Below are 24,551 nucleotides of genomic sequence, written 5' to 3'. Positions count from 1 at the left end.
AAAAGTCAATAAAATCATTGTGAAAGGCGGAGAAAAAGGGTGCAGCGGAAGGAGTGAAGGAGGGGCGCGACCCGGCGGGGTGGAGTCTTCGGTCGGGGGGCGCTGTAGCGGGCGCTGCCGGGTGATAGTGGAGGGAGCGCGACACCGGCGACGGGGGGAATAGCGGTAGCGTTTTCGAGGTGCACGTTTATGAGGTGCGACTCAGGGGACGCCGAGATGCCGGGAACGCCTGCGGCTTATCCCGGCCTACATGGAGATGCGTGCATACGGTGAAGTCGCCCCCTCCCGTGACGGGAGGGGGGTCGATCGCCTCGACTGAAGATTTACTGCGGCCCCACCAGCACCTCGGGGAGGAAGACGCCGGGGCGGCTGGGGTCCTGGAAAAGGATGCTCGGGCCGTCCTGGATGGCGATGTCCAGCCGCAGATCCCGGTTGAAATCACCGAGCGCCACGTACTCGGGGGTGAAACCGTCCGGGTAGCTCGCGGAGAAGAAGAAATTTCCCGGTGCTGCGCCGTTTTGCAGGAAGACGGAGACGGTCCCGGCATTGGTCGACAAGATGACGGTGGAGGCGGCGGCTATGTCGGGGAAGGTGTCGCCGTTCAGATCCCCCAGCGCGACGTTTCTGGTGCCCCCCGGCGCTGCAATGTTGCGCGCGGCAAGGAAATTGCCGACAACGTCGGGGTCCTGCAGGAGAACCGAGACGGTGGAGTTTGACCCGTCGGCGGGAGATCCTATGTTCGCCACGACGATGTCGTCGAGCCCGTCAAGGTCCATGTCCGCCACCGCTATGCCGTTTGGTTCCACCCCTGCGACAAAGGAGGCAGGAGCCCTGAAGGCACCTGGCGTGGTGGGGCTCTGGAAGAATACGACCACCGAGGTGGTGCCGGAGCAGGCGATATCGGTGAGGCCGTCGCCGTCGAGATCGCCCGTCGCTACAGAGAAGGCGCCCCCGGCCAGAGCAAGTGTCGTCGGGGAGAGGAACTGCCCCCGGGCGTTCGGATTTTGCAGCAGGACGTCGACGCCGTCCGCCACGGCGACGACAAGATCGGGGAGAGTGTCGCGGTTCACGTCCGCAACCGCCACGGCAAGGGGCTGCGGTCCGCAGGGGTAGCCGGCGGCCTGGAGAAAGGCGCCCGGCCGCCCCGGCTGGTTCAAGAGGACGGAGACGGAGTCGGACGTTTCATTGGCGGTGACGAGGTCGGGGAGGCCGTCGCCGTTCAGATCAGCACTCGCGACATGGGCAGGATCGAGGCCGACCGGATAGGTCTGTGCCGCCGCGTAGACGCCGGGGGTGGCTGTCTGCAGGAAAACATCCACCTCCCCCGGGAACGATTCCTGATCGGTGAAAAAGGAGGTGCTCACCGCGAGGTCGAGGAAGCCGTCGCGGTTGAAATCCGCCACCGTCACTGCACTCTGCCGCACCGACGGCTCCGGCGGCGGTGCCGCCTGGTTGCTGTGATCGTCGCCGCCCCCGCAGCCGTAAAGAGCCGCTATCGCCACGACTATGAGCAGTGCGAGCGCGAGAAACCGCCCCCTCCCCTTCGAACCCGCAGATCGAGCCGGGACGGCGGCTTTTTCTTCATCCGGGTCGAAACATTCTCTCTTCATGACAACCTCCACCTGTTGGCTTGAGAATGGCTTCTTCTAAGACTCCTCATCACTACCCCGTCGCCGCCTTCAATCACTCTCTTCATCCCCGCGCCCCTCGCGCCACCAGGAGGGGCGCGCACTGCGCTTGTGCAAATGCGGCTTTGCCGAGACCTCCGGCCCGACCGGCGGCCACAGGGTCCTCCCCCACCACTTTGGCGCGCCGCTCAGGTAGAGGGAGGGAGGGAGCGAGCGTCCCCGCGTCCCGTACCACAACACCTTTTTGTGCACGCTGTCCCAGTTGGCATGACGGAACGCGGACGATTTCACCACCGGATCGGCCATGTTGTAGATGGCGCTGTCGCACTTTCCCTTCTCCCTTTCGAAGCGCTCCTCGTCTCCCGGTGCGCCGAGGATGTTCCCCACCACGTTGTACTGCTGCTGGTTGGCGTGGAGGTTCACCGCCCATGCCTGGCAGGTGTAGCTGCTCTCGTTGATGATGCGGTTGCGGAAGATGGTGTTGGTGCTGGAAGAGCCCCAGTAGTTGTCGGCGACGATAGCCCCTTCGCTGTAATTCCCCTCGATGAGGTTCATCATCGGGTGCGCGCCGTGAAAGGAGATGGCGGCTCCCGCATTGGCCGTGTTGAGGTGATAGAGGTCGTGGATGTAGTTGTAGGAAAAGACGTTGCCGGAGGCTGTGCCGTTGGCGGTGATCGCCAGTGCGAGGTGGTAGAACTCGTTGTGTTCGATGAGGCACGCCGATGCGCCCGGATTGATCCAGATGCCGTAACCGCGGCTCGGGCCGAATGCGGTTCCGGAGGTGGCGGTCACCGGGATCCCTTCGTGGAAGGTGCAGCCGCGGACCGTGATGCGGTACCCGTTCCAGATCCTCATGAGCTCCTTGCTGGAGCCTATCATCTCCACCCGGTGCACCCAGCTGTTGCTGACGTTGTTCATCTGCAGGGCGGCCTCCCGCGCGCCGCTGTCGCCGTTATCGAGCGTCAGATCCTCCAGCCCGAACCCTTCCACCTGCCCCGTCACTTTCACAAGCTCGGGCATGAGTGACTTCTTGAAGCTCCAGTAGAGAGGAATCTCCAGCTCCACGGTGGTAGAGTCCGGTGTCGATTTCACCATCACCAGCTGGCCGAGGGGGCGGGCACCGTTTTCCCTGCCGCACCAGGTGCACACTCCGCCGTCCCCCTTGCTGTCCACCGCCGGAATGCCGTCCGGATCCTTCATCTGGTCGATCAGGATCACGTCCCCCTCGCGCAGGCGATGCTCGGAAATGGTGGTAATGGTGGTGGAACCCTTCCGGTACCCGCTTTCCAGCGAGACTGCAGGGGGGCGGGAGAGGTTGTACGACCAGCTTCGCGGCTCCACCAGCATGAGCTGGTCTCCTTTGAAGTCGGAGGTCCCCTTGATGACGGTCTTCTTCGCCCCCGCGCCGCGGATCACGATGCCGCTTTTTACCGACAGGAGGCGCGAGATCTTGAACGTCCCTCCCTTCAGTTCCAGCACCTGCCCGGGAGTGCACCTGTTTATCTCCCCCTGCAGTTGCAGCGTATCGTCGGCGCCGGAGGGGGAAAGGGTGGAAAAGACCTTATTCTTCACCGGTATATCGCCGAGGACGCCGACATTCCCCTGCCACTTCACGATACGGTCCGGGGGAAGGGGCGTATCGCGCGCAGCGGCACTACCTCCGGTCATCAGCAACAGCAGGAGTGCCACCAAAGTCTGATAGAGACCCTCCACCTGCCGGGAATGAATCTGCCGGTAAATCGCACTCATGCACGTCCCTCCTTCTCTTGCCGCGCCCTGCGCCGTCGACACAAATTAAACATTCAAAATGTATCTTAGCAGCGGGGCAAGTCAAAGAAGGAACTCCACTCCCTACCGTGCCTGCCGGAGGGTACGCATCTGTTACACTTTCCGCGAAAGGCTCACTACTTACTGCACACCGAGAGGAAACATGGCATGAGAGATGTAAATGACGATGAAATAAAGCGCGTACTATGCCTGGCATGAGAAAGGCGGTGACAACGATGTTGTCCCGCCGCAGCGAGTTGTGTCATAGGGCGTTCACGTGCACGCGGGGGTTAATGGAGCCATAATGCTTGGGGGCTCCGCCATATCGCTGGAACGACCGTTTGCGCGGGCTATTTTTACTGCTGCAAGGCAAGAAGTTACGGGAGGTTACGAGGCAGGACCTCTGTGGCATGCTAGTTGAAATGCGGGGCCAGAAGGCAGTGTGAAGGAGGGAACGATGTTCAGGGATTCCGAAAAAGGAAGAGAGAAGCAGGAAAGGGTCATGTGCGAGATGGAAGAGCACGCGGAATCGCTGGCATCGGCAGGTGAGGTTGCAGCACCCCCCGGCACCGCGGGGGCGAAGGTCATAAACTTCAAGGAGCGTGCCAGCGAGATGCGCATCAAGAGCACCTTCAGCGGCGCGGTACACGCCTCCGATGCGGCCGCTGCAGCGGCTCTCGGCGAGATGTTTCTGAACGGCGAGGGGGTAACGCCCGACCCTGTCAAGGCTGCCCGTTTCCTGGCCATTGCCGCGAAAGGGGAGATCGCCCAGTCGATGCATCAGCTGGCGCTCCTGCATCTGGACGGTGTTCACGTCGCATACGACGCGGAGTATGCCATCGCCCTCCTCCAGGGGGCCCGCGCCCAGGAGCACCTGCCGAGCATCACCTCACTCGCGGAGCTCTATATCTTCGCCCAGCACTGCGAAAGGGACATCGAGCAGGCACTCGAGCTCCTGTACGCGGTTGTCTTCGAGAACGACCCCTCCGTCTTTTACTACCTCGCCTACATCTACGACAAGTTTCCGATGCACCGCGACCCGCACGAGGCCGCCTACTGGTACCGCCGAGCCGCCGAGTTCGGGCACTACAAGTCGCAGATCAGGCTCGCCGCTCTTTACGCCACCGGTCTCGGCGTCCCCCGCTGCCAGGAGACGGCGGAGGCTTTCCTCGAGGTCGCACTGGAGTCGGGAACTCCGCAGGACCCGAAGCTCCTGTATTGGCAGGGGGAGCGGATGGCCCTTCAGCCGGAAACCCGCTTCATCGCGCGGGCCCTCATGAAGGCCGCCGCCGAGATGCACTTCGCCCCGGCACAGCGGATGCTCCTGCAGCAGGGGTGGAGGTAGAGGCTAGATCACCTGCTGCGATCGATGTAGGGAAAGCTGTCTCCTTTGAGTTTGGTTTTCCGGCTGCTTTGGCTATAATGCCCGGATGTCCAACCTCGCATTCACCCTGATCGTTATTTCAGCCGTCATGCACGCCAGCTGGAACCTTCTCGTCAAAAAGAGCCGGCACAAGACGGTCTTCATCTGGTGGATGTTCGCCATCTCCAGCGCCCTCTTCACCGCCGTCCTCCCCATAGTGCCGGAAGAATTCCACTGGCCCGGGCACGAAACGCTCTTTCTGGCCGTCGGGGGGGCGTTTTGCTTTGTCATTTACCACCTCCTGAACGGCCGGGCCTACCAGCACGGCGACCTCTCCGTCATTTACCCTCTCTCCCAGACCTCCATGGTGTACGTCCCTATCTGGGGGGCGCTCCTCCTTGGCGAACGCTTCTCGCTGCGGGGACTGTGCGGCATCCTCATGGTGATATTCGGGACCTTCTGCCTCCAGATGCAGCGCGTCTCTTTCGCCGAGCTGGCACGTCCCTTCCGCGACCTGAAGAGCGCACCTGTGCAGGCGGCACTGTGGGCGGGATTTGTCTACTCCATCGGAGCGATCACCGAAAAGACCGGCGTGCGTCACTACCCGCCGGTGTACTTCACCTACTTCATGGTCGTCTCCATGCTCCTGCTGATGACACTGAACCTGGCGCGTCCGAAGTACTGGCCGCAGGTAGCAGAAGAGCTGCGCGTCAACTGGCGCCGCATCCTCGCCAGCGGCCCCGTCGTCATGACCTCGTTTCTTACCTATCGCTACGGCCTCAACATGGCGCCGGTAGGGTACGCCGTGCCGGTGCGGCAGGTGAGCATCGTGGTCGGTGTGCTGATCGGGATCCTCTTTTTGCGCGAATCGTTCGGGAGGATCAGGCTGGGAGCCGCCCTTGTCATCCTTGCGGGAACGGTACTTATCCGGCTGGGGTAGATCCACTCCGCAGCAGCGGATAGCCAACTAAGCGTCAACAAAAAGCAAATCCCCCCTGTCCCCCCTTCGCAAAGGGGGGAACGTGATGGCATGCTCCACCCCAAGGTCCACCTCGATGCTCCTCCCCAAGGTCACCTCGATGCTCCTCCCCAAGGTCACCTCGATGCTCCTCCCCAAGGTCCACCTCCACGCTCGTTCCCAAGGTCCACCTTGGGAACGGGATTGGGAGCAAAGCTCCAGCTTTGCATCCGCGGGAGCGGGCATGCGTGGCCTAAGCGGCGCCGAGCCTCCCCGAGTTCACTCTAACGCAATACACAAAAGAAAAGCCCGCCGGTTCCATCGTGGCGGGCCTTTCTGCTGTGTACTATCCGGGGACAGGTCACGATGCGGCTACCGCTCTACGCGGCGCCGCATGGGGATCACCAATGCCGCCTCCTGTGGGCGACCGCATCGGCGAAATCGATCACATTGTCGGCGAGCTTTCGCATCGCCAGATCACTCTTTCTCCCTACCGTCCTACTGAAACGGGCAATGTCCTTGCGGCTCTTCTGGCCGGATTGCGGCGCAAAGAGCAGAGCCAGTCCGGCCCCGAGCACGCCCCCCCCGAGGAGGATCAGGGCATCGACCATGGTCTCGTTCGTTTTGCGATCCATGATAGCGTCTCCATTCAGCGTTCCGAGGTAAATCCTTCGGCTGTCTTCATTCTATCCCAGCACCTTCCGACAAATCTATGCAGAAGTACTACGGGGTAGAGGGCCATCACGCCCGGCCGCGAGTGCGGATTTCCATGCGGAACAATACGATACGGCGCCGGCAATAGGAGTATCCTGAAAGGAGAGCCGATGCGAGTAGTGGCCGCTGCCAATGGGCGGGGAAAGAAGTTCATTAATTGACAGAGCCGCTTTTGGTGTAAGAATAGTACCCGTCGATTTCGAAGGAGCGCAGCGCCATTGACACTCGCATTCATAAAGGAGGGCTGGACATGACCGCATCGCTGGAGCCGTTGACCAAAGTGAGCAGTGAGTTGCAAGACATGCTGAACCGGGCCATCGCCAGGGAGATCCAGGTGAGCATCCAGTACATGTGGCAACATGTCCAGGTGCGCGGGGCTCTCGGCATCGCCGTGCGAGACAAGTTCAAGGAGACTTCCATCGTCGAGATGAAGCACGCGGAAAAGATCGCCGAAAGGCTCTGGTATCTCGGCGGGACTCCGACCACAAAGCCCTCCCCCATTGAGGTCGGCCTGAACCTGAGGGAGTTCCTCGAGCTGGACGTCGTGGCAGAGGTCGAGGCGGTGGAGATGTACAAGCAGATCGTGGAGATGGCGCAGAGAGAAGGGGACGTGACGACTGCGCACATGTTCAGGGAGATCCTGGAAGAGGAAGAGGAGCACCACGACCTCTTCACCACCATGCTCGAAGAGCTGTAAAAAAGCACCCTCGGGGGCGGCGCCCAGTCGCCCCCTTCTGGACTCCTCGCAAAGAAGGGACAGGCCACTTTTTCCGATTCCGCCGGAAAAGTTGCCTGTCCCTTTTCTTCTTCCGGGGGAACCGTGCCGTCACCTCCATTGACATCGCGCGCCGGATATATTAAGAGATGTCCCTGGTTTATCCTGAACAACTTCTTAACTCCCACCGTGCTAGACTTTTCTATGGGCTCACCTTCGGCCGGAGGAACAGATGCCGCACCGCCGCATATACCTGGATTACAATGCCACCACCCCCATTCATCCGGAAGTTCTCGAGGAGATGCTCCCGTACTACACCGAATACTTCGGCAACCCCTCCAGCATCCACTGGGCCGGGCGACGCGCGAAAGAAGCGGTGGAGCGCGCCCGCGCGCAGGTCGCGCTCCTCCTGAACTGCCACGAGGAGGAGGTGATCTTCACCTCCTGCGCCACGGAGTCGAACAACTGGGCGATAAAGGGGGTGGCTGCGGCGCTGCGCAACAAGGGGAATCACATCATCACCACCCAGGTGGAGCACCCCTCTGTCCTCTCGCCGGCGCTGTACCTCGAGAAGTTCGGGTACCAGGTGACCACCATCCCCGTGGACAGCGAGGGTATGCTCGACCTGCAGCAGCTGGAAGAGGCGATAACGGAGAGGACGATTCTCATCTCCACCATGCTCGCCAACAACGAGACCGGCACCATCTTCCCCATCGACACGATCGGTGAGATCGCGGCGCGCCACAACGTGCTCCTGCACACCGATGCGGTGCAGGGGGTCGGAAAGATCCCCATCGACTGGAAGGAGCTCCAGGTGAACCTCCTTTCCCTCTCGGGACACAAGCTGTACGCGCCGAAGGGTGTGGGCGCCATGATCATGCGCAAGGGGAAGATTTACTCATACTTCCACGGCGGGCGCCAGGAACGGAACAGGCGTGCGGGGACGGAGAACGTCGCCGGCATCGTCGCCCTCGGGAAAGCGTGCGAGATCGCCCAGGATACCATGGAGAGCGAGGGGAGGAGACTGGCCCGCCTGCGCGACAGGCTTGAGGCGGGGATCGTGCAACTTGGCCAGGTGAGGCGAAACGGACATCCGGAGCTGCGGCTCTCCCACACCTCCAACGTCACCTTTCTGGACATGGAACCGGGGCCTCTCCTTTTCCTCCTCGACCAGGAGGGGATCGCCGTCTCCTCCGGCTCGGCCTGCTGCTCCGGCGCGCTGCACGCCGCTTCACCGGAAGAGGGTTGCGGACCTGTCACCCATGTGCGCTTCTCCCTCGGAAGGCTCACCACCGACGAGGATATCGACCGCGTGCTGGAGGTCCTGCCACGAGCGGTACAGGAAGTACGTGACGCGCAGAAGGGAAAAGCTGCGGTCGCCGCGGGAGCCGAGTTCGCCCCGGACTGCGAATGACAAACTCCCCGGCCTGAGGAGAAAGAATGGACAAGAAGATAGTCGTAAGCATGGTTATCGCCCTGGTTATTGCGGCGATGGCGGCCTTTATCATACTCCTCTCCCTTCCGCTGGCCGAGCCGCTGCTCTGGGCCATGCTCATCGGGATCTCCACGTACCCGCACTACGAGCGGCTGGCGCGGAGGAACCCGGACCGCCCGGGGAGGGCGGCGGCGATCATGGTTGTAATCGTCACCCTCTGCATCATCCTCCCCATCGCCTGGCTCCTTTTCGCCATCGCCCAGAACGCCACGACTCTCTACCACCAGAGCCAGGAGTTCATCCAGCAGGCGGGCACTTCCGGGACCGCGGCGCTCAGCAAGATTCCGTACGTCGACCGCCTGATGCAGATGGCGGACCGCTACGGCGTCGACATCACCGGGCACGCCTCCCAGATCGCCACCCGAGCCTCGCACTTTCTCCTCGCCGCAACGAGCGGAGCGGTGAAGAACGTGGCACATTTTGCCCTTACCCTCGGAATGGCGATCTTCATCCTGTACTTCGTCTACCGGGACGGCGAGTACATCGTGGAAGCCAGCGTCAGGCGCTTTGCGAGCAATGTGGCGACCGGCCGCCGCTATGTCACCCAGATAAGGGAGGCAACAACCGCGGTCATGATCGGCACGGTGCTCACCGCCCTCGCGCAAGGGTTTCTTGCCGGCCTCGGGTACTTTGTGGCAGACCTCCCCGCCTACATTCTCTTTGGCAGCCTCACCGCTGTGGGGGCCCTCGTCCCCGTGGTGGGGGCCGCGCTCGTGTGGGTTCCGCTCGCGGCCTACCTGGCGATCACCGGCGCGTATCTGAAGGCGGGGCTTTTGACCGGCTGGTGCGCGATCTTTGTCGGCCTCGCGGACAATGCCATCCGCCCCCTCGCCATCGGCTCCAAGAGCGACATTCCGGTCATGGCCATAGTCTTTGGCGCGGTCGGCGGAGCGCAGATGTTCGGGCTCGTGGGCCTTATCGCGGGACCGATCATCTTCGCAGTTGTGGTCATCATCTGGCGTGATCTGACAGGACAAAGCGCGGAGGCCGCTCCCTGAAGCCGGATACGGCGCGCCGATCCTTCGCCACCTAATGGTCTGAACCGAAAAGCCCCTCCGCATGTGCGGCGGGGCTTTTTATTTGTACAGATATAACTGAGCGCAGTGCAGGGCAAGTTCGCGGGCACGACCCGGCGCTGCTATTACATAGGCACAATTATTACACTATCCACATAATTCAACCGCCTGTTTTCGTAAATCGTATACTAAATTTATTTATATTTTGCATAAGCCCGTAAACAAGAAGACAAAACAAGGAAGGGACTCTATTTCAATACCATACCCAAAAGACACATTTTTATAAAATTGTTCAATTAATTTGTATACCATCAAGGGTCAAAATTAGAGCTTTGAAAGAGTCTGCTAATTTGATAAAAGCCTATCGAAATGCTGTTGACCCCTCCGGGACTGGATGCTAATTTGATAAAACTTTATCGGATGGCACCCGCCGTCCAATCCTCTCGGAGAAGGAGAACAGGTACCGTTGAAAATGGACAAGTTACCAACCATCAGACGACTGCCAACCTACCTGCACCTGGTGCGCGAACTCATGCAAGAGGGGAGCGAGTTCGTGTCGTCGAGCCACCTCGGGGGGATCATGGGGGTTGACGCCATCCTCGTCCGCAAGGACCTGGAGATCACCGGCATCAGCGGGACCCCCCGGCTCGGGTACCGTACGGGCGAACTGAAGCGCGCCATCGAGGACTTCCTCGGCTGGAGCGACTCCTGGGACGCGTTCCTCGTCGGCGTGGGGAACCTGGGCTCGGCGCTCCTCGGATACCAGGGGCTCGACAACTACGGCATCAATGTCGTCGCGGCCTTCGACAGCAATCCGGACAAGGTCGGCAGATCGGTCCGGGGGATCCCGATCTACGGACTGGAGCGGCTCCCGGGGCTCGTCGCGGACCGGAAGGTCCGTCTGGCGATCCTCACCATCCCTCCGCAGCATGCCCAGGAGGTGACGGATCTTCTGGTCAGAAACGGCATAACGGGGATCTGGAACTTCACCACGGCCCACCTGGAGGTCCCGCCGGGGATCATCACCCACAAGGAGGATATCTTTTCCGGACTGGCCGTCCTCTCGGCAAAAATGGCACGCACCGTTGCCGCACTACCAAAGGAGGGGAGTCATGAAAGCTAGAATCCGGATCTGTATGGGAAGCTCCTGTTTCCGTCGTGGCAACAGGCAAAACCTGGAGTACATCGAAAGCTACCTCGAGGAAAACGGCTATCACGCCGAAGTGGATCTGGTGGGGAGCAGGTGCGAGGAGGAGTGTCGCAAGGGCCCCAACCTGCAGATAAACGGCCAGATTTTCCACGAGGTGAACCAGGAAATGCTGCGCGAGCTGCTGCAGCGTTACGTTGCCGGGACGGAGGAGGAGTAGCATGGAAGAAAGAAAGCCGGTCTATACCGAGAAAACCGAGTGCCAGGACTGTTACAAATGCGTGCGCAAATGTCCGGTGAAGGCGATTGAAATAGAAGAGGGGCGTGCGTCCATCGCCTCGGAGCTGTGCATCTTTTGCGGCCACTGCGTCGACGTCTGCTCCGTGAAGGCAAAGAAGGTGCGCGACGACCTGCGCCGCGCGAAGATGCTCCTGAAGGAAAAGAAGCAGGTCATCGCGGCGATCGCACCCTCCTACGTAGGGGAGTTCGCGGACCTGCCGACGCAGCACCTCATTGCCGCGCTGAAGAGGCTCGGCTTCTGGGCCGCCAGCGAGACCGCACTCGGCGCACAGCAGGTGTCGGCTCGTGTGGCCCAGGAACTGGAGCACGGCGACGCCAAGCTCACCATCTCCTCGGCCTGCCCCGCGGCAGTCGATTTCGTACAGAAGTACCTGCCGGAGCAGGCGGACTACATCACCCCGGTGCTCTCCCCCCTGCTCTCCCACTGCCGCCTCCTGAGAAAGACCTTTGGCGACGACATAGGGATCGTCTTCATCGGCCCGTGTGCCGCGAAGAAGCGGGAGGCTGACCGTCACCCCGACCTTCTCGACGTAGCCCTCACCTTCCAGGACCTGCACCGCTGGTTCGACGAGGCGGGGATCGATCCGACCTGGGTGACCCCCCGCGAGGGTGACTGCTTCGTCCCCGAAGTATCGAACGAAGGGGCGCTCTACCCGGTGGAAGGGGGGATGAACCAGACCATCAACCTCTACGGCGACTTCGAGGACGTCCGCTTCATGACGCTGGCCGGCGTGTACAGCATCAACAGGGCGCTTTCGGGGGTGAAGACGGAGGACCTCAACACCCGCGTCTTCGTGGAGATCCTCGCCTGCCAGGGGAGCTGCGTGCACGGCCCGTGCACCAGCAAGAAGAGGCCGTACCTCCTGGACGAGCTGGAGGTGTACTCCCGCGCTCGGATCCCCGACGGCCGCATCGAGCGAAATGTCCTCGTGGAGATAGACGGCCTGCACCGCGAGGCGCCGCTGCCGGTACCGCACCACAGCGAGGAGCAGATCAGGAAGGCGCTGCAGCAGGTGGGGAGCCTGAAGGAGGAGGACGAGCTCAACTGCGGCGGCTGCGGCTACGACACCTGCCGCACCCTGGCCGCGGCGCTTCTCACCGGGCGCGCGGAGCCGTCGATGTGCCTGTCGCACTTAAGAAAACTCGCCCAGAAGAAGGCGAACGCGCTATTGCGCTGCATCCCCATGAGCGTGGTGATCGTCGGCGCAGACCTTCGGGTCATCGAGTGCAACGACAACTTCATCGGCATGTTCGACGAGGAAGGGATTTTCGCCGGCGACGACGCGCCGGGGCTGGAGGGTGCGTGCCTGGAGAAGCTCGTCCCCTTCGCGGACCTCTTCGAGCGGGTGCTGGACGACGGCAACGACATCCAGTGCGACGCGCTGCACATAGACAACAAGATCTACAACGTGACGATCTTCACCATCGAGACGAATCTCGTCGTCGGCGGGGTCATCCTCGACGTCACCGACACCGAGATGCACCGCGAACAGATCGCCCAGCGCGCAAAGCAGGTTATCAGGAAGAACCTGGAGACCGTGCAGGAGATCGCCTTCAGGCTCGGGGAGAACATGGCGGACACCGAGATCCTGCTCCGTTCCCTTGCCTACGGCTTCTCATCGAAGGAGGCGAAGGTACGGGAGAAGGAGGAGCCTCATGTTTCCTAGACGAGGGGCACTGGCATACTCCGAGCCGGCACCGGAACCGCAGCGCGACGATATCTTCATCGAGATAGAGTTCTGCCAGAAGAACAAGCACGGCCAGGACATCTGCGGCGACTTCTTCCGCACCGAGAAGTTCCTGGACCAGGACCGGCTCATCTCCGTCCTCTCCGACGGGCTGGGGCACGGGCTGAAGGCGAACATCCTTTCCACCATGACGGCGACGATGGCGCTGAAGTTCACCGCCAGCGACGCGGACCTCCTCAGCTCCGCGGAGACGATCATGAACGCGCTCCCGGTCTGCCGGGTGAGGAACATAAGCTACGCGACGTACACCATCGTCGATATCAGGAAGCAGACCGACATCTCCATCGTGGAGATGGACAACCCCCCCTTCCTCCTGATCCGCAATGGCGAGGCGCTCACCGTCCCCTTCCAGGTGGTGGAATCCCCCGCGCTGGACGGCAGGAGGATGAAGACCTACACCCTGGAGGCGTGCCCGGAGGACCGGCTGGTGGTGATCTCCGACGGGATCTCCCAGTCCGGGATCGGCTCTCCCGAGATGAAGCTCGGCTGGCGCGTCGAGGGGTGCAAGCGCTTCGTGCTGGAGCAGGTGGCGGCGGACCGGACCATTTCGGCGCGGGCCCTGGCCGCCAACATCCTCGAGGAGGCGCTGAAGAAGGAAGTGGACCGCAGGGCATACGACGACATGACGGTGGGGGTCTTCTACTTCCGCCAGCCGCGCCGCATGCTCGTCCTCACCGGCCCTCCCTTCCACGAGAGCCGCGACAGCCACTTTGTCAATGTCTTTGAGAACTTCAAGGGGCGCAAGGTAGTGTGCGGCGGTACGACCTCGAAGATCGTGGCGCGCGAGCTGAAGCGAAACATCGTCGACCACCTGGAGACGACCGACGGGGATATCCCGCCGATTGCCACCATGCCGGGAGCGGACATGGTGACCGAGGGGCTCCTTACCCTCACCCGCGTGGCCCAGCTCCTGGAGAGGGGGGAGAAGTCGCCGCGGCGAAACGCCGCCACCATGCTTCTCGATCTCCTGCTGGAGAGCGACTCCATCATGTTTCTGGTGGGGACGAAGATCAACGAGGCGCACCAGGACCCGACGCACCCGATGGACCTGGAGATCCGGCGTAACCTCATAAAGAGGATCGCCGACTCCCTGGAGCGCAAGCACCTGAAGGACGTGCTCGTCCGCTACGTCTGACGATCCACCCGCACAAATCCCCCCTCCCACGCGGAGGGGGGTGAAGATCGGAGGGGGACTGGCTCCGCAGGTGCCTGTCCCCTTGGGCCGGTAAAAGAGGCGCCCCTTCCTCCACCAGGGGAAAAGGACGCCCGGCGGACCCGCAGCGACGCCCGCTGCGGACCGTTTGCAGCGCCCCTCGCGACCTCTCTCTTGAGGGGAAGAAGCCGGGGATTCCCTCTGCTTTTCAGGCAGTGGTGCGCCCGCGCGTTCCTTCCTTCCAGGGGGGAGGCGCGTCCGCGCCCCGCCTGGCGCCACAAGGGCGAAAGCGGTTGTCATAACAGATAGTTACACATGAGCACCACCGCGGCGTATACAAAACGCTCGCGCCAAATACAGAGAAAGGGGGGGAATTTATGGCGGTTTGCATGTGTAGCGGCGAATATGTCGACTCGCCCCAGGATGTTCGACTGCGGGAAGTTTTGGACCATTACCGGGGGTACGAGGGGGCGCTCATACCGGTACTTCAGGAGGCTCAGGGGATCTACGGCTATCTCCCGTCGGGCGTCCTGGAGAAGATCGCCCAGGAGCTGGAGATCCCCTTCAGCGAGGTCTTCGGCGTCGTCACCTTCTACGCCCAGTTCCACCTGAAGCAGCGCGGCCGCAACATCATCCGCGTCTGCCTCGGCACCGCCTGCCACGTGCAGGGGGGCGCGAAGATCTTCGACGCGCTGAAGGACACTCTCGGGGTCGAGAACGGCGGCACGACCGACGATCTGCGCTACACGCTGGAGTCCGTGGCGTGCATCGGCGCCTGCGGCCTCGCGCCGTGCATCATGATCAACGACGACACCCACGGCCGCTTGAAGCCGGAGGACCTGAAAAACATCCTGGAACAGTACGCCTAAAAGGGGGTGACCAAGCATGAGCAATCTCGAGGCAGCGCGCTCCGAGGCGAGCGCGCGCTATGAACAGAAGCTGAACCGCCCCCGCATCGTGGTGGGGCTCGGCACCTGCGGCGTCGCCGCAGGGGGCGAAAAGGTCATGACGGCGCTGAAAAAGGAAGTGGAGAGCCGCGGGCTGGACGTCGATCTCGACTTTACCAGCTGTATCGGCATGTGCTTCGCGGAGCCGACCGTGGAGGTCGCCCTCCCGGGGGCCCCGAGCGTCGTGTACCGCGACATCTACCCTGACAAGGTGGCACGTCTCATCGACACCCACGTGGTGGGGCAGGCCCCGGTGGTGGAGTACGCCGCCATGCAGATCCCGGGGGAGGCGACGCCGTACGACGGGATCAACATCATGGAGGAGGCCCCCTACTACGCGAAGCAGCGCCGCATGGTGACTGCGCGGCTCGGGCGCACCAATCCGGAGAGCATCGACGACTACCTCGCCACCGGCGGCTACCTCGGGCTGGAGAAGGCCCTCTCCATGGACCGGCTCGCGGTCATCGAGGAGATGAAGAAGTCCGGCCTGCGCGGGCGCGGCGGCGGCGGTTTCAGCACCGGGATGAAGTGGCAGTTCGTGCACGACGCCGCCGGCGACAAGAAGTACATCGTGTGCAATGCCGACGAAGGGGACCCGGGTGCCTTCATGGACCGCTCCGTGCTGGAGGGTGACCCGCACGCAGTCATGGAAGGGATGATGATCGCGGCGTACGCCATCGGCGCCGACGAGGGGGTCATCTACTGCCGTGCCGAGTACCCCCTGGCGATCCGCCGGCTGAATCTCGCCATCAAGGTGGCCGAGGAGCTGGGGATCATGGGGCAGAACATCATGGGGACCGGCTTCAACTTCAAGATGCGCATCAAGGCGGGGGCGGGGGCTTTTGTCTGCGGCGAGGAGACGGCGCTCATCAACTCCATCGAAGGGAAGCGCGGCATGCCGCGGGTGCGCCCCCCCTTCCCGGCGCACAAGGGGCTCTGGCAGAAGCCGACCTGCCTGAACAATGTGGAGACCTTTGCAAACGTCCCGCACATCATCAGAAACGGCGGCGACTGGTACGCCTCCATGGGGACCGAGAAGAGCAAAGGGAGCAAGGTCTTCTGCCTCACCGGCAAGATCAACAAGACGGGCCTTGCCGAGGTGCCGATGGGGATCACCCTGCGCGAGATCGTCTTTGACATCGCGGGGGGGATCGCCAACGGGAAGAAATTCAAGGCGGTGCAAAGCGGTGGCCCTTCCGGGGGGTGCCTCCCCACGGAGCAGCTCGACCTCCCCATCGACTACGATTCGCTCATCGGAGCTGGGGCCATGATGGGCTCCGGCGGCCTCGTCGTCATGGACGAGACGACGTGCATGGTGGACGTCGCCCGCTTCTTTTTGAACTTCACCCAGCTCGAGTCGTGCGGCAAATGCACCCCCTGCCGGGAAGGGACGAAGCGCCTCCTGGAGATCCTCACCCGTATCTGCGACGGCAAAGGGGAGCTCGAGGATATCGACACGCTGCAGCGCCTCGGCAAGGTCATCAAGGCGACCGCGCTCTGTGGGCTCGGGCAGACCGCTCCGAATCCTGTCCTCACCACGCTGCGCTACTTCAGGAACGAGTACGAGGCGCACATCGTGGACAAGCGCTGCCCGGCGGGGCTCTGTCCGCGGCTCCTGACCTACGAGATCGAGCCGACAAGGTGCGTCGGCTGCGGCCTTTGCCTGAAGACGTGCCCGGTAGGCGCCATCACCGGGGAGAAGAAGGCACCGCACGTCATCGATCCGAAAAAGTGCGTGAAGTGCGGCGCGTGCGAGCCGAAATGCAAGTTCGAGGCGATCGCCAAGGCGTGAGGTAGTCTCGCGAAACCGAAAGTCTTTGATGCGAACATAAAATTTACGGTCCCTTCAGGGGCCAGAAGGAGGTAAGCCATTGTCTAAGGTCACCCTTACCATAAACGGTCAGGAGATCACGGTCCCGGCTGGCACGACATTGCTCGATGCCGCCACGGGAGCGGGCTTCTTCATTCCCACCTTTTGCCACAACCCAGCCGATCCCGGCTTCGGCGCCTGCCGCATCTGCATCGTCGAGGTGAAGGGGGCACGCACGCTGCTCGCTTCCTGCGTGACGGCGGCCGCCAACGGGATGGTCGTGGAGACGGACTCCCCCGCAGTCATGGAGGCACGCCGCACCATCCTCGAGCTCATGCTCGCCAACCACCCGGCGGACTGCCTCACCTGCGACAAAAATGGAGAATGCAAGCTGCAGGATTACGCATTCCGCTACGACGTGAAGACCTCCAGCTTCTCCGGAGACAAGCACTCCTACCCGCTCGACGAGTCGAACCCCTACATCGTGCGCGACATGAACAAGTGCATCCTCTGCGGCAAGTGCGTGCGCACCTGCGCCGAGGTGGAGGAGAGGGCGGTCATCAACTTCGCCTACCGCGGCTTCAGGACGAAGGTGGCCCCCGCGCTCGACACCCCACTTGCCGAGTCCGATTGCGCCTCCTGCTCCCGCTGCGTTGCGCTATGCCCCGTCGGCGCCCTGAACTACAAGTCTATGATCGGCAAAGGGAGGACCTGGGAGCTCCAGAAGGAAGAAACGAGCTGCACCTTCTGCGACGCGGGGTGCCATTTTGACCTCGTGAAGAAGGAAGGGAAGGTCGTAGGGGTGGCAGCAAAGGCCCCGGCAGAGGGGAGGCCGCTCTGCCTGAAGGGAAGGCTCGGCCTCGAGCTGCGCCACAACCCCGCCCCCCCTCCCCCGATGCTGAAGAAAGGGAAGGAGTTCGTGGAAGTCCCCTGGGGCGAGGCGCTCGGGCTGGAAGATATCGTCGACAAGCTGAAATAGAACCGGACCACATACAAATTCAATGAAAGGAGTGGCCATAACAATGAGCCTAGCCAAACTCACCATCGACGGCATCAGGGTCGAAGTCCCCCCCGGGACGCCGCTCATCGATGCCGCCAAGGAAGCAGGGATCACCATCCCTACCTTGTGCTACCTCGATCTGCACAAGGCGATCAGCGGGCAAAACGCCTCCTGCCGTATCTGCATGGTTGAAGTGGAAGGAAGGCGCAACCTTGCTCCCGCCTGCACCACCCCGGTAACCGAGGGGATGATCGTGCACACCGACACGGAGAGGATCCGCACATCCCGCAAGGTCATGCTCGATCTTATCCTCTCGGACCACCCGTCGGACTGCATGACGTGCAGCAAGGCGGGGGGGTGCAAGCTGCAGGACCTCTGCTACGCCAACGACGTGGAGAAGACGACCTACGACGGTCTCACCACGACCGCCCCGATCGACGAGAGCAACGAGTTCTACGTCCGCGACATGAACAAGTGCGTAAAGTGCCGCCGCTGCGTCAACGCCTGCAGCACGTTCCAGGGGACCGAGGCGATCGACTTTGCAGGGCGCGGGTTCTTCAACAGGGTCGCGGTCCCCTTCGACCTCACCATGAAGGATTCCGGCTGCGTCTCCTGCGGCAACTGCGTCTCGGTCTGCCCGGTCGGGGCGCTCATGCCGAAGACGAAGGAAAAGTTCCGCTACTGGGAAGTGCAGGAGGTAAAGACCACCTGTTCCTACTGCGGGGTCGGCTGCGAGCTGAAGCTGCAGGTGAAGGGCGGCAAGGTCGTGGGGGCGCAGCCGTCCGACGGAGCCGCCAACAACGGGATCCTCTGCGTGAAGGGGAAATTTGCCTACAACTTCATAAACCACCCGGACCGCCTGAAAAAGCCCCTCGTGCGCAAGGACGGCGAGCTGGTGGAGTCGAGCTGGGAAGAGGCGTACGGCATCATCGCCTCCAAGGTGAAGCAGGTGAAGGAGGAGTTCGGCCCGCAGGCGCTCGGCGGCCTCTCCTCGGCAAGGACCACCAACGAAGAGAACTACCTCTTCCAGAAAATGGTGCGCGCGGGGTTCGGCAGCAACAATGTCGATCACTGCGCCCGACTTTGACACGCTACAACGGTTGCCGGTCTGGCAACCACGCTTGGCAGTGGCGCAATGACGAACAGCATCAACGAGGTGCTCGGCAGTGACGTGATCTTCATCACCGGGTCGAACACCACGGAGGGGCACCCGGTCATCGGGGCGAAGATAAAGCAGGCAAAGGCGAAGGGGGCGAAGATCATCGTGGCGGAGCCGCGCAGGATCGAGCTCGCCGACTACGCCGAGGTCTTCCTGCAGATCACCCCCGGCACGAACGTGGCGCTGTACAACGGCCTCATGCACGTGATCCTCGAGGAAGGGCTGCAGGACGACCCCTTCATCGCGGAGCGCACCGAAAAGATCGAGGATCTCAAAGAGGTGGTGAAGGAGTACACCCCTGAGAAGGTCGCGGCGATCTGCGGCATCGACGCGGAAGACATCCGGAAGGCGGCGCGCCTGTACGGCAGCGCGGGGAAAGCGTCGATCTTCTACTCCATGGGTGTTACCCAGCATTCCACCGGGACCGACGGCGTCATGTCCCTCTCCAACCTCGCGCTTCTTACCGGCAACATCGGGAAGGAATCGGCAGGGGTGAACCCCTTGAGGGGGCAGAACAACGTGCAGGGTGCCTGCGACATGGGGGCCCTGCCGAACGTGTACACCGGGTACCAGCAGGTGGCGAACCCGGATGTGCGCAAGAAGTTCGAGAGCGCCTGGGGGGTCCCCCTCCCCGAGGCGCCGGGGCTCACGCTGTGCGAGATCGTGCACGGCGCCGGGCACGGCGACATCAAGGTCCTCTACATCATGGGTGAGAACCCCATGGTCTCCGACCCCGATCTCGGGCACGTGGAAGAGGCGCTCAAAAAGGTCGATTTCCTGGTCGTCCAGGACATCTTCCTCACCGAGACGGCGCTCCTTGCCGACGTCGTTCTGCCGGCAGCCTCCTTTGCCGAGAAGGACGGCACATTCTCCAACACGGAAAGGCGCGTGCAACGGGTGCGCAAGGCGATCGAGCCGGTCGGCGGGTCGAAGCCGGACTGGGTCATCCTCATGGAACTCCTGAACCGGCTCGGGCTAGAGAAGAAGTACTCCCACCCCTCCGAGATCATGGAGGAGATCGCGAGCCTCACACCGTCGTACGCCGGGATCGACTACCAGCGACTGGATCAGGGTGGGCTGCAGTGGCCCTGCCCCACGAAGGACCACCCGGGCACACCGGTCCTGCACAAGGCGGGGGTCGCCAGGGGGAAAGGGCTCTTCAAGCCGGCGCACTACAAGCCGGCGGCGGAGCTCCCGGACAAGGAGTACCCGTACCTCCTCACCACCGGGCGCATCCTCTTCCACTACCACACCCGCACCATGACCGGCAGGAACGAGGGTATCAACAAGCTCTTCCCCGAGTCGTACATCGAGATCAGCCCGGTCACCGCAGCCGCGCTCGACGTCGCACACGGCGAGAAGCTGGAAGTCGCCTCGCGGCGCGGCACGATCGTCACCACCGCAAAGGTATCGGAGAGGATCAAGGACAACGTGGTCTTCATGCCGTTCCACTTTGCGGAAGGGGCGGCGAACGCCCTCACCAACTCCGCCCTCGACCCGGTAGCGAAGGAGCCGGAATACAAGGTCTGTGCAGTAAGGATCAGCAGCAAGAAGTTGGAGGAGAGAATAAGCGACTACCAGTGACACCAGGAGCAGGATGCACACGAGCCCCCCGCCTCGAGCGGGGCGGAGGGCTCACCCTGATCCTGTAGCAGCTGCAGATTTGCAAAGGCACCATCAACGAAGGCCATTTCAACTAAAGGAGGTTATCAGCATGACCACGTCTCAGAAGCTTCCAAACCGCTGGCTTGTCGCAATTATGGGGACCCTGCTGCAGTTGGCCCTGGGCACCGTGTACGCCTGGAGCTACTTCCAGAAACCGATGATGGCGAAATATGGCTGGAGCAACACCCAGGCCGCCTGGGTATTCAGCCTCGCCATCCTCTTCCTGAGCTTCGCCGCCACCTGGGGGGGGATCAACCTGCCGAAGTTCGGCCCGCGCAAGCTCGCGGTCACCGGCGGTCTTCTCTTCAGTGCCGGCTACTTCATCGGGGCCTACGCCCTCTCCATCGCGAACCTTCCGCTCCTCTACCTGGGGTACGGCGTGATCGGCGGGATCGGCCTCGGCCTCGGCTACGTCACCCCCGTGGCGACGGCCGCAAAATGGTTCCCGGACAAGAAGGGTCTGGTAACCGGCATGGTGGTCATGGGTTTCGGCTTCGGAGCGCTCATCATGAGCAAGGTGCTCGGACCGCAGTTCATGAAGATGACCAACGACAACCTGGTGCTGGTCTTCATGTACAGCGGCGTCATCCTCCTCGTCGTCACACAGATCGCCGCGGCCTTCCTGACTAATCCCCCCGCGGGGTACGTGCCTGAAGGGTACACTCCCCCGGCAGTATCGAAGTCCGATGCCGGCGCGCAGGACAGCATGACCGCCTCGCAGTGCCTCCTCTCCGGCAAGTTTGCCATGATGTGGACGATCTTCTTCTTCAACATCATCGCCGGGATCATGTTCATCTCCTTCCAGTCCCCGCTCCTGCAGGACCTGATCAAGGCCGGCATGCCCGCCTCCACGAACTTCACTGACCCGGCGGTTGTGAAGGCGCTCGCCGCCTCCGGCGCCACCCTCATCGCCATCAGCTCCATCTTCAACGGACTCGGGCGTATGTTCTGGGGTGGGCTCGCCGACAAGATCGGGCGCATCCAGGCCTTCCGTCTCATCATCGGGAGCCAGGTCGTGGTCTTCGTCGCGCTCCTCTTCGTGAAGAGCCCGCTGATCTTCAGCGTCCTCGTGTGCTACGTCCTCCTTTGCTACGGCGGCGGCTTCGGCTCCATGCCCGGCTACATCGCGGACGTCTTCGGTCCTAAGCTCATGGCGACCGTGTACGGCACCGTCCTCACCGCATGGGGCTTCGGCGGCGTCGTCGGTCCGCAGATCGTGGCCTACTTCAAGGACAACTACCCGCAGCAGGCGGCGCAGTACACCTTCAGCGTGGCGGCAGGGATCCTCTTCGTCGGCCTCCTCATCTCGCTGGCACTGAACAACAAGAAGTTCATCCCGGCCGGGGCTGAAGAGAAGGTCCTCGCGACCGCGAAGTAACTGGCACAGGCAGGGTCCCCCGGGACCACCTCTCCTCTCGGGGACCCCAGGATGGCGGAGCGGAACCTTCGCTCCGCCATCCTCTTTCACAATGCCGACACCTCCGGAGGCGTCACCATGTCAGAGAGATCCGCAGGGAAAAAAGGGGCGGGCGAGGTATTCCGCTACGATGGTGGAAAGCTCGTCCCCTTCCAGCACGAGCCGGTACAGGAATACCCTCTGAAGCTCATCGTGAACGGCCGGGAACTCGCCACGCTCATCACCTCGCCCCACGACCTGCGCTTCCTGGTCGCCGGATTCCTCCGCCTGCAGGGATTCGTGCACTCCGCTGACGATTTCCATCTGCTGAGCGTCTGCGACGACTACGGCGTCGCCAACGTGAAGCTGAAGGGTGAACTTCCCGGGGGGCTGAAACCGGTCGTCACCTCCGGGTGCGGCGGCGGAATCACCTTCAACCTCGACGAGGAGCTCGCCCCCTCACCGTCCAGCACCGGGGGAAAGGACGTCTACCCCGACGACATCTTCGATCTCATGGAGCAGCTCGCCAGGCTCGCGGGGGCATACCGCACCTCCGGCGGCATCCATTCCGCCGCTGTAGCGGACGGCCGCACCATCATCCTCTACAGCGAGGATATCGGCAGGCACAATACGCTCGATCGCATCGCCGGTGAGGCGCTTCTGAAGGGGATCGACCTCGCGGGGAAGGTCCTCTTGACCTCCGGGCGCGTGTCGGCGGAAATGGTGGCGAAGGCGATTCGCCTCGGCATCACCCTGATCGCCTCGCGGACCTCTCCGACCGACCTCGCGGTGCGACTCGCTCGCGACGCGGGGATCACCGTTGTCGGCTACCTGCGCGGCGGCAAGTTCAACGTCTACTCCCACCCGGAGCGCCTGAGCCTCGCGCAGCGAAGGGATGTGCTGCCGCTGGTCACCGGAGTTATCCTTGCGGGGGGAAAGTCGAGCCGGATGGAGAGCAACAAGGCCCTCCTGCCGATCAAGGGGGAGCGTTTCATCGAGCGCCTCTATCGCCAGCTTTCGGAAGTTTGTGCGGAAGTTCTCGTGGTGACCAACACACCGGAGGTCTATCACTTTCTCCCCTGCCGAAAGGTACCGGATCACTTCCCCGGTGCCGGCTCTCTCGCCGGGATCCACGCCGGCCTCAGGCACTCGGCCACACCGTTCATCTTTGCGGTCGCCTGCGATATGCCGTACCTGAACACCGAACTGGTGCGCCACTTAGCCGTTGCGGCGCCGGGACACGAGGTGGTGCTGCCCCGGAGCGCCCACGGCTACGAACCGCTGCACGCGATTTACGCAAGGAGCTGCGCCGAGCGGATGGAAGAAGCACTAGCCGCCGGAGAGAGAAAGATCATAAAGGCTTTCGACTGGTCGAGGGTGCAGGTAGTGGGGGAAGAAGAGATACGGGAGATCGACCCGCATTTCCAGTCCTTCCGCAATGTGAACACCCCCGAGGAGTACCACTCCCTGCGCCGCGACGAGCGCGAGGCGTCCGTGACGGAGAGGGAGGAGCGCCAGGTGACACACAGATAGGGACGCGAGGGTGCGTCTTAACGGTTGACCTCGCCCCGCGTTAGGGCTTAAATGTCCCGATGGAAAAGAGAGCACCCGTTTCTTCTGGAACCGCCACCTTCTGGCTTATCGTCACCACCTTCCTGTGGGGTGGCAGCTTCGTCTTCAACAAGATCGGCTTCCGTGATATCCCCCCTGTCACCTTCCTCTTCCTTCGTTTCGCCCTCGCCACCCTCTTCATGGCCCTCTTCAGCCTGAAGCGTCTCCGGGGGCTCGACCCCCGCATCATCCGGAAGGGGGTCCTGGTCGGCTGCGCCCTCGCCTCCGCCAACCTCTCCTTTGTCATGGGAGTGAGCGGCACCTCCGTGACCAGGGCGGGGTTTCTGAACAACCTCTTTGTCCTCATCGTCCCCCTTCTCTGCTACCTCCTGTGGCGCGACAAGGTCGACAGGCTCACCGGGGTCGGGATCTGCCTCGCCACAGGAGGGCTCGCACTCCTCGCCGGGGGTACCGGCTTCTCCCGCGGCGACCTCTTCTCCACAGTCTGTGCCCTCTTCATCGCTATCCACATCATCACGGTCTCCAAGGTGCTGAAGAACGAGGACGTGTACCTGGTATCGCTGGTGCAGTTTGCCACCGTCACCGTCATCGGCGCTGTGCTGACCGCTCTCCTGCCGCACCGGCCGATCACGGTGGGGACCGCAGCGGCGGGAGCGCTCCTCTACTGCGCCATCTTCCCCACCGTCATCTGTTTCACGCTTCAAAACACCTACCAGCGCTACACCACCCCCACCCGCGCCTGCCTCATCTACACCCTCGACCCGGTGTGGAGCATGCTCGGGGGGTATGTCATCCTCGGGGAGCGTCTGAACATGTGGGAGGGGCTCGGCTGCCTTCTCATCTTCGCCGCGGTGGCGGTCCCGCTCGCCATCAGGGTGGTGCTGGAGCGCAGGGGGCACAAGAAATACGATGTGGAAGAGGGGATGGAGAAGAGGCTGGAGGAGGGCGCTCCGGCAGGGCAGGAAGGTCTCGGAGCGCCTCCGGGGTAGGTTTGGGGA

The 24,551-nt window shown here is 62.5% G+C and carries 19 protein-coding genes; 16 read left to right on the top strand and 3 right to left on the bottom strand.

From position 1 onward, the window contains the following. Positions 1-323: 323 nt before the first annotated feature. Positions 324-1,610, bottom strand: a complete 1,287-nt coding sequence (locus LPW11_RS11515; protein ID WP_230994037.1) for an FG-GAP repeat domain-containing protein — start codon at positions 1,608-1,610, stop codon at positions 324-326. A 69-nt stretch (positions 1,611-1,679) separates the two neighbouring features. Next, positions 1,680-3,377, bottom strand: coding sequence for a right-handed parallel beta-helix repeat-containing protein (locus LPW11_RS11510; RefSeq protein WP_230994036.1), 1,698 nt, complete (start codon positions 3,375-3,377; stop codon positions 1,680-1,682). A 475-nt stretch (positions 3,378-3,852) separates the two neighbouring features. On the opposite strand from LPW11_RS11510, the gene LPW11_RS11505 reads away from it, so the two are divergent. Both LPW11_RS11505 and LPW11_RS11500 read left to right on the top strand, forming a co-directional pair. Further along, positions 3,853-4,740, top strand: coding sequence for a tetratricopeptide repeat protein (locus tag LPW11_RS11505; RefSeq protein ID WP_230994035.1), 888 nt, complete (start codon positions 3,853-3,855; stop codon positions 4,738-4,740). A gap of 85 nt (positions 4,741-4,825) precedes the next feature. Further along, positions 4,826-5,698: an EamA family transporter gene (locus tag LPW11_RS11500; RefSeq protein ID WP_230994034.1), complete on the top strand. Its 873-nt coding sequence runs from the start codon at positions 4,826-4,828 to the stop codon at positions 5,696-5,698. A gap of 419 nt (positions 5,699-6,117) precedes the next feature. On the opposite strand, the gene LPW11_RS11495 is transcribed toward LPW11_RS11500, so the two are convergent. After that, on the bottom strand, positions 6,118-6,351 hold the full coding sequence (locus LPW11_RS11495) for a YtxH domain-containing protein (protein ID WP_230994033.1): 234 nt from the start codon (positions 6,349-6,351) through the stop codon (positions 6,118-6,120). A 329-nt stretch (positions 6,352-6,680) separates the two neighbouring features. On the opposite strand from LPW11_RS11495, the gene LPW11_RS11490 reads away from it, so the two are divergent. From LPW11_RS11490 to LPW11_RS11425, 14 genes are all read left to right on the top strand, one after another. Further along, entirely contained in the window at positions 6,681-7,127 is a 447-nt protein-coding gene (locus LPW11_RS11490; protein WP_230994032.1) for a ferritin-like domain-containing protein, read from the top strand. Positions 7,128-7,377: 250 nt separating this feature from the next. Beyond that, positions 7,378-8,559: a cysteine desulfurase family protein gene (locus tag LPW11_RS11485; RefSeq protein WP_230994031.1), complete on the top strand. Its 1,182-nt coding sequence runs from the start codon at positions 7,378-7,380 to the stop codon at positions 8,557-8,559. Between the two features lie 26 nt (positions 8,560-8,585). After that, positions 8,586-9,638 (top strand): AI-2E family transporter, encoded by a 1,053-nt coding sequence (locus tag LPW11_RS11480; protein WP_230994030.1) that lies wholly within the window; start codon positions 8,586-8,588, stop codon positions 9,636-9,638. 490 nt (positions 9,639-10,128) lie between these two features. Next, positions 10,129-10,779, top strand: a complete 651-nt coding sequence (locus LPW11_RS11475) for a redox-sensing transcriptional repressor Rex (protein WP_230998278.1) — start codon at positions 10,129-10,131, stop codon at positions 10,777-10,779. Further along, positions 10,769-11,023 carry a (2Fe-2S) ferredoxin domain-containing protein gene (locus LPW11_RS11470; protein ID WP_230994029.1) on the top strand — a complete coding sequence of 85 codons (255 nt, stop codon included), beginning with the start codon at positions 10,769-10,771 and terminating at the stop codon, positions 11,021-11,023. Before LPW11_RS11475 ends, LPW11_RS11470 begins: the two co-directional genes overlap by 11 nt. Position 11,024: 1 nt before the next feature. Further along, the gene (locus LPW11_RS11465; RefSeq protein ID WP_230994028.1) at positions 11,025-12,770 is read left to right on the top strand and encodes a [Fe-Fe] hydrogenase large subunit C-terminal domain-containing protein; all 1,746 of its coding nucleotides are present in this window, start codon (positions 11,025-11,027) and stop codon (positions 12,768-12,770) included. Further along, the gene (locus LPW11_RS11460; RefSeq protein WP_230994027.1) at positions 12,760-13,986 is read left to right on the top strand and encodes a SpoIIE family protein phosphatase; all 1,227 of its coding nucleotides are present in this window, start codon (positions 12,760-12,762) and stop codon (positions 13,984-13,986) included. The genes LPW11_RS11465 and LPW11_RS11460 overlap by 11 nt, the downstream gene beginning before the upstream one ends. A 395-nt stretch (positions 13,987-14,381) precedes the next feature. After that, positions 14,382-14,873, top strand: coding sequence for an NADH-quinone oxidoreductase subunit NuoE (nuoE, locus tag LPW11_RS11455; protein WP_230994026.1), 492 nt, complete (start codon positions 14,382-14,384; stop codon positions 14,871-14,873). 16 nt (positions 14,874-14,889) lie between these two features. After that, positions 14,890-16,743, top strand: a complete 1,854-nt coding sequence (nuoF, locus tag LPW11_RS11450) for an NADH-quinone oxidoreductase subunit NuoF (protein ID WP_230994025.1) — start codon at positions 14,890-14,892, stop codon at positions 16,741-16,743. A gap of 79 nt (positions 16,744-16,822) precedes the next feature. Continuing rightward, entirely contained in the window at positions 16,823-17,740 is a 918-nt protein-coding gene (locus tag LPW11_RS11445) for a 2Fe-2S iron-sulfur cluster-binding protein (RefSeq protein WP_230994024.1), read from the top strand. Between the two features lie 43 nt (positions 17,741-17,783). Then, positions 17,784-20,504 (top strand): formate dehydrogenase subunit alpha, encoded by a 2,721-nt coding sequence (fdhF, locus tag LPW11_RS11440; RefSeq protein ID WP_230998277.1) that lies wholly within the window; start codon positions 17,784-17,786, stop codon positions 20,502-20,504. Positions 20,505-20,634: 130 nt separating this feature from the next. Further along, entirely contained in the window at positions 20,635-21,963 is a 1,329-nt protein-coding gene (locus tag LPW11_RS11435; RefSeq protein WP_230994023.1) for an L-lactate MFS transporter, read from the top strand. 117 nt (positions 21,964-22,080) lie between these two features. Continuing rightward, positions 22,081-23,514, top strand: coding sequence for a formate dehydrogenase accessory sulfurtransferase FdhD (gene fdhD / locus LPW11_RS11430; protein ID WP_230994022.1), 1,434 nt, complete (start codon positions 22,081-22,083; stop codon positions 23,512-23,514). Between the two features lie 59 nt (positions 23,515-23,573). Next, the gene (locus LPW11_RS11425; RefSeq protein WP_230994021.1) at positions 23,574-24,542 is read left to right on the top strand and encodes a DMT family transporter; all 969 of its coding nucleotides are present in this window, start codon (positions 23,574-23,576) and stop codon (positions 24,540-24,542) included. The last annotated feature ends 9 nt before the right edge of the window (positions 24,543-24,551 follow it).

This window comes from Geomonas sp. RF6, assembly GCF_021044625.1.
Taxonomy (GTDB): Bacteria; Desulfobacterota; Desulfuromonadia; order Geobacterales; family Geobacteraceae; genus RF6.
This window is presented reverse-complemented; position numbering and strand designations above follow the sequence as displayed.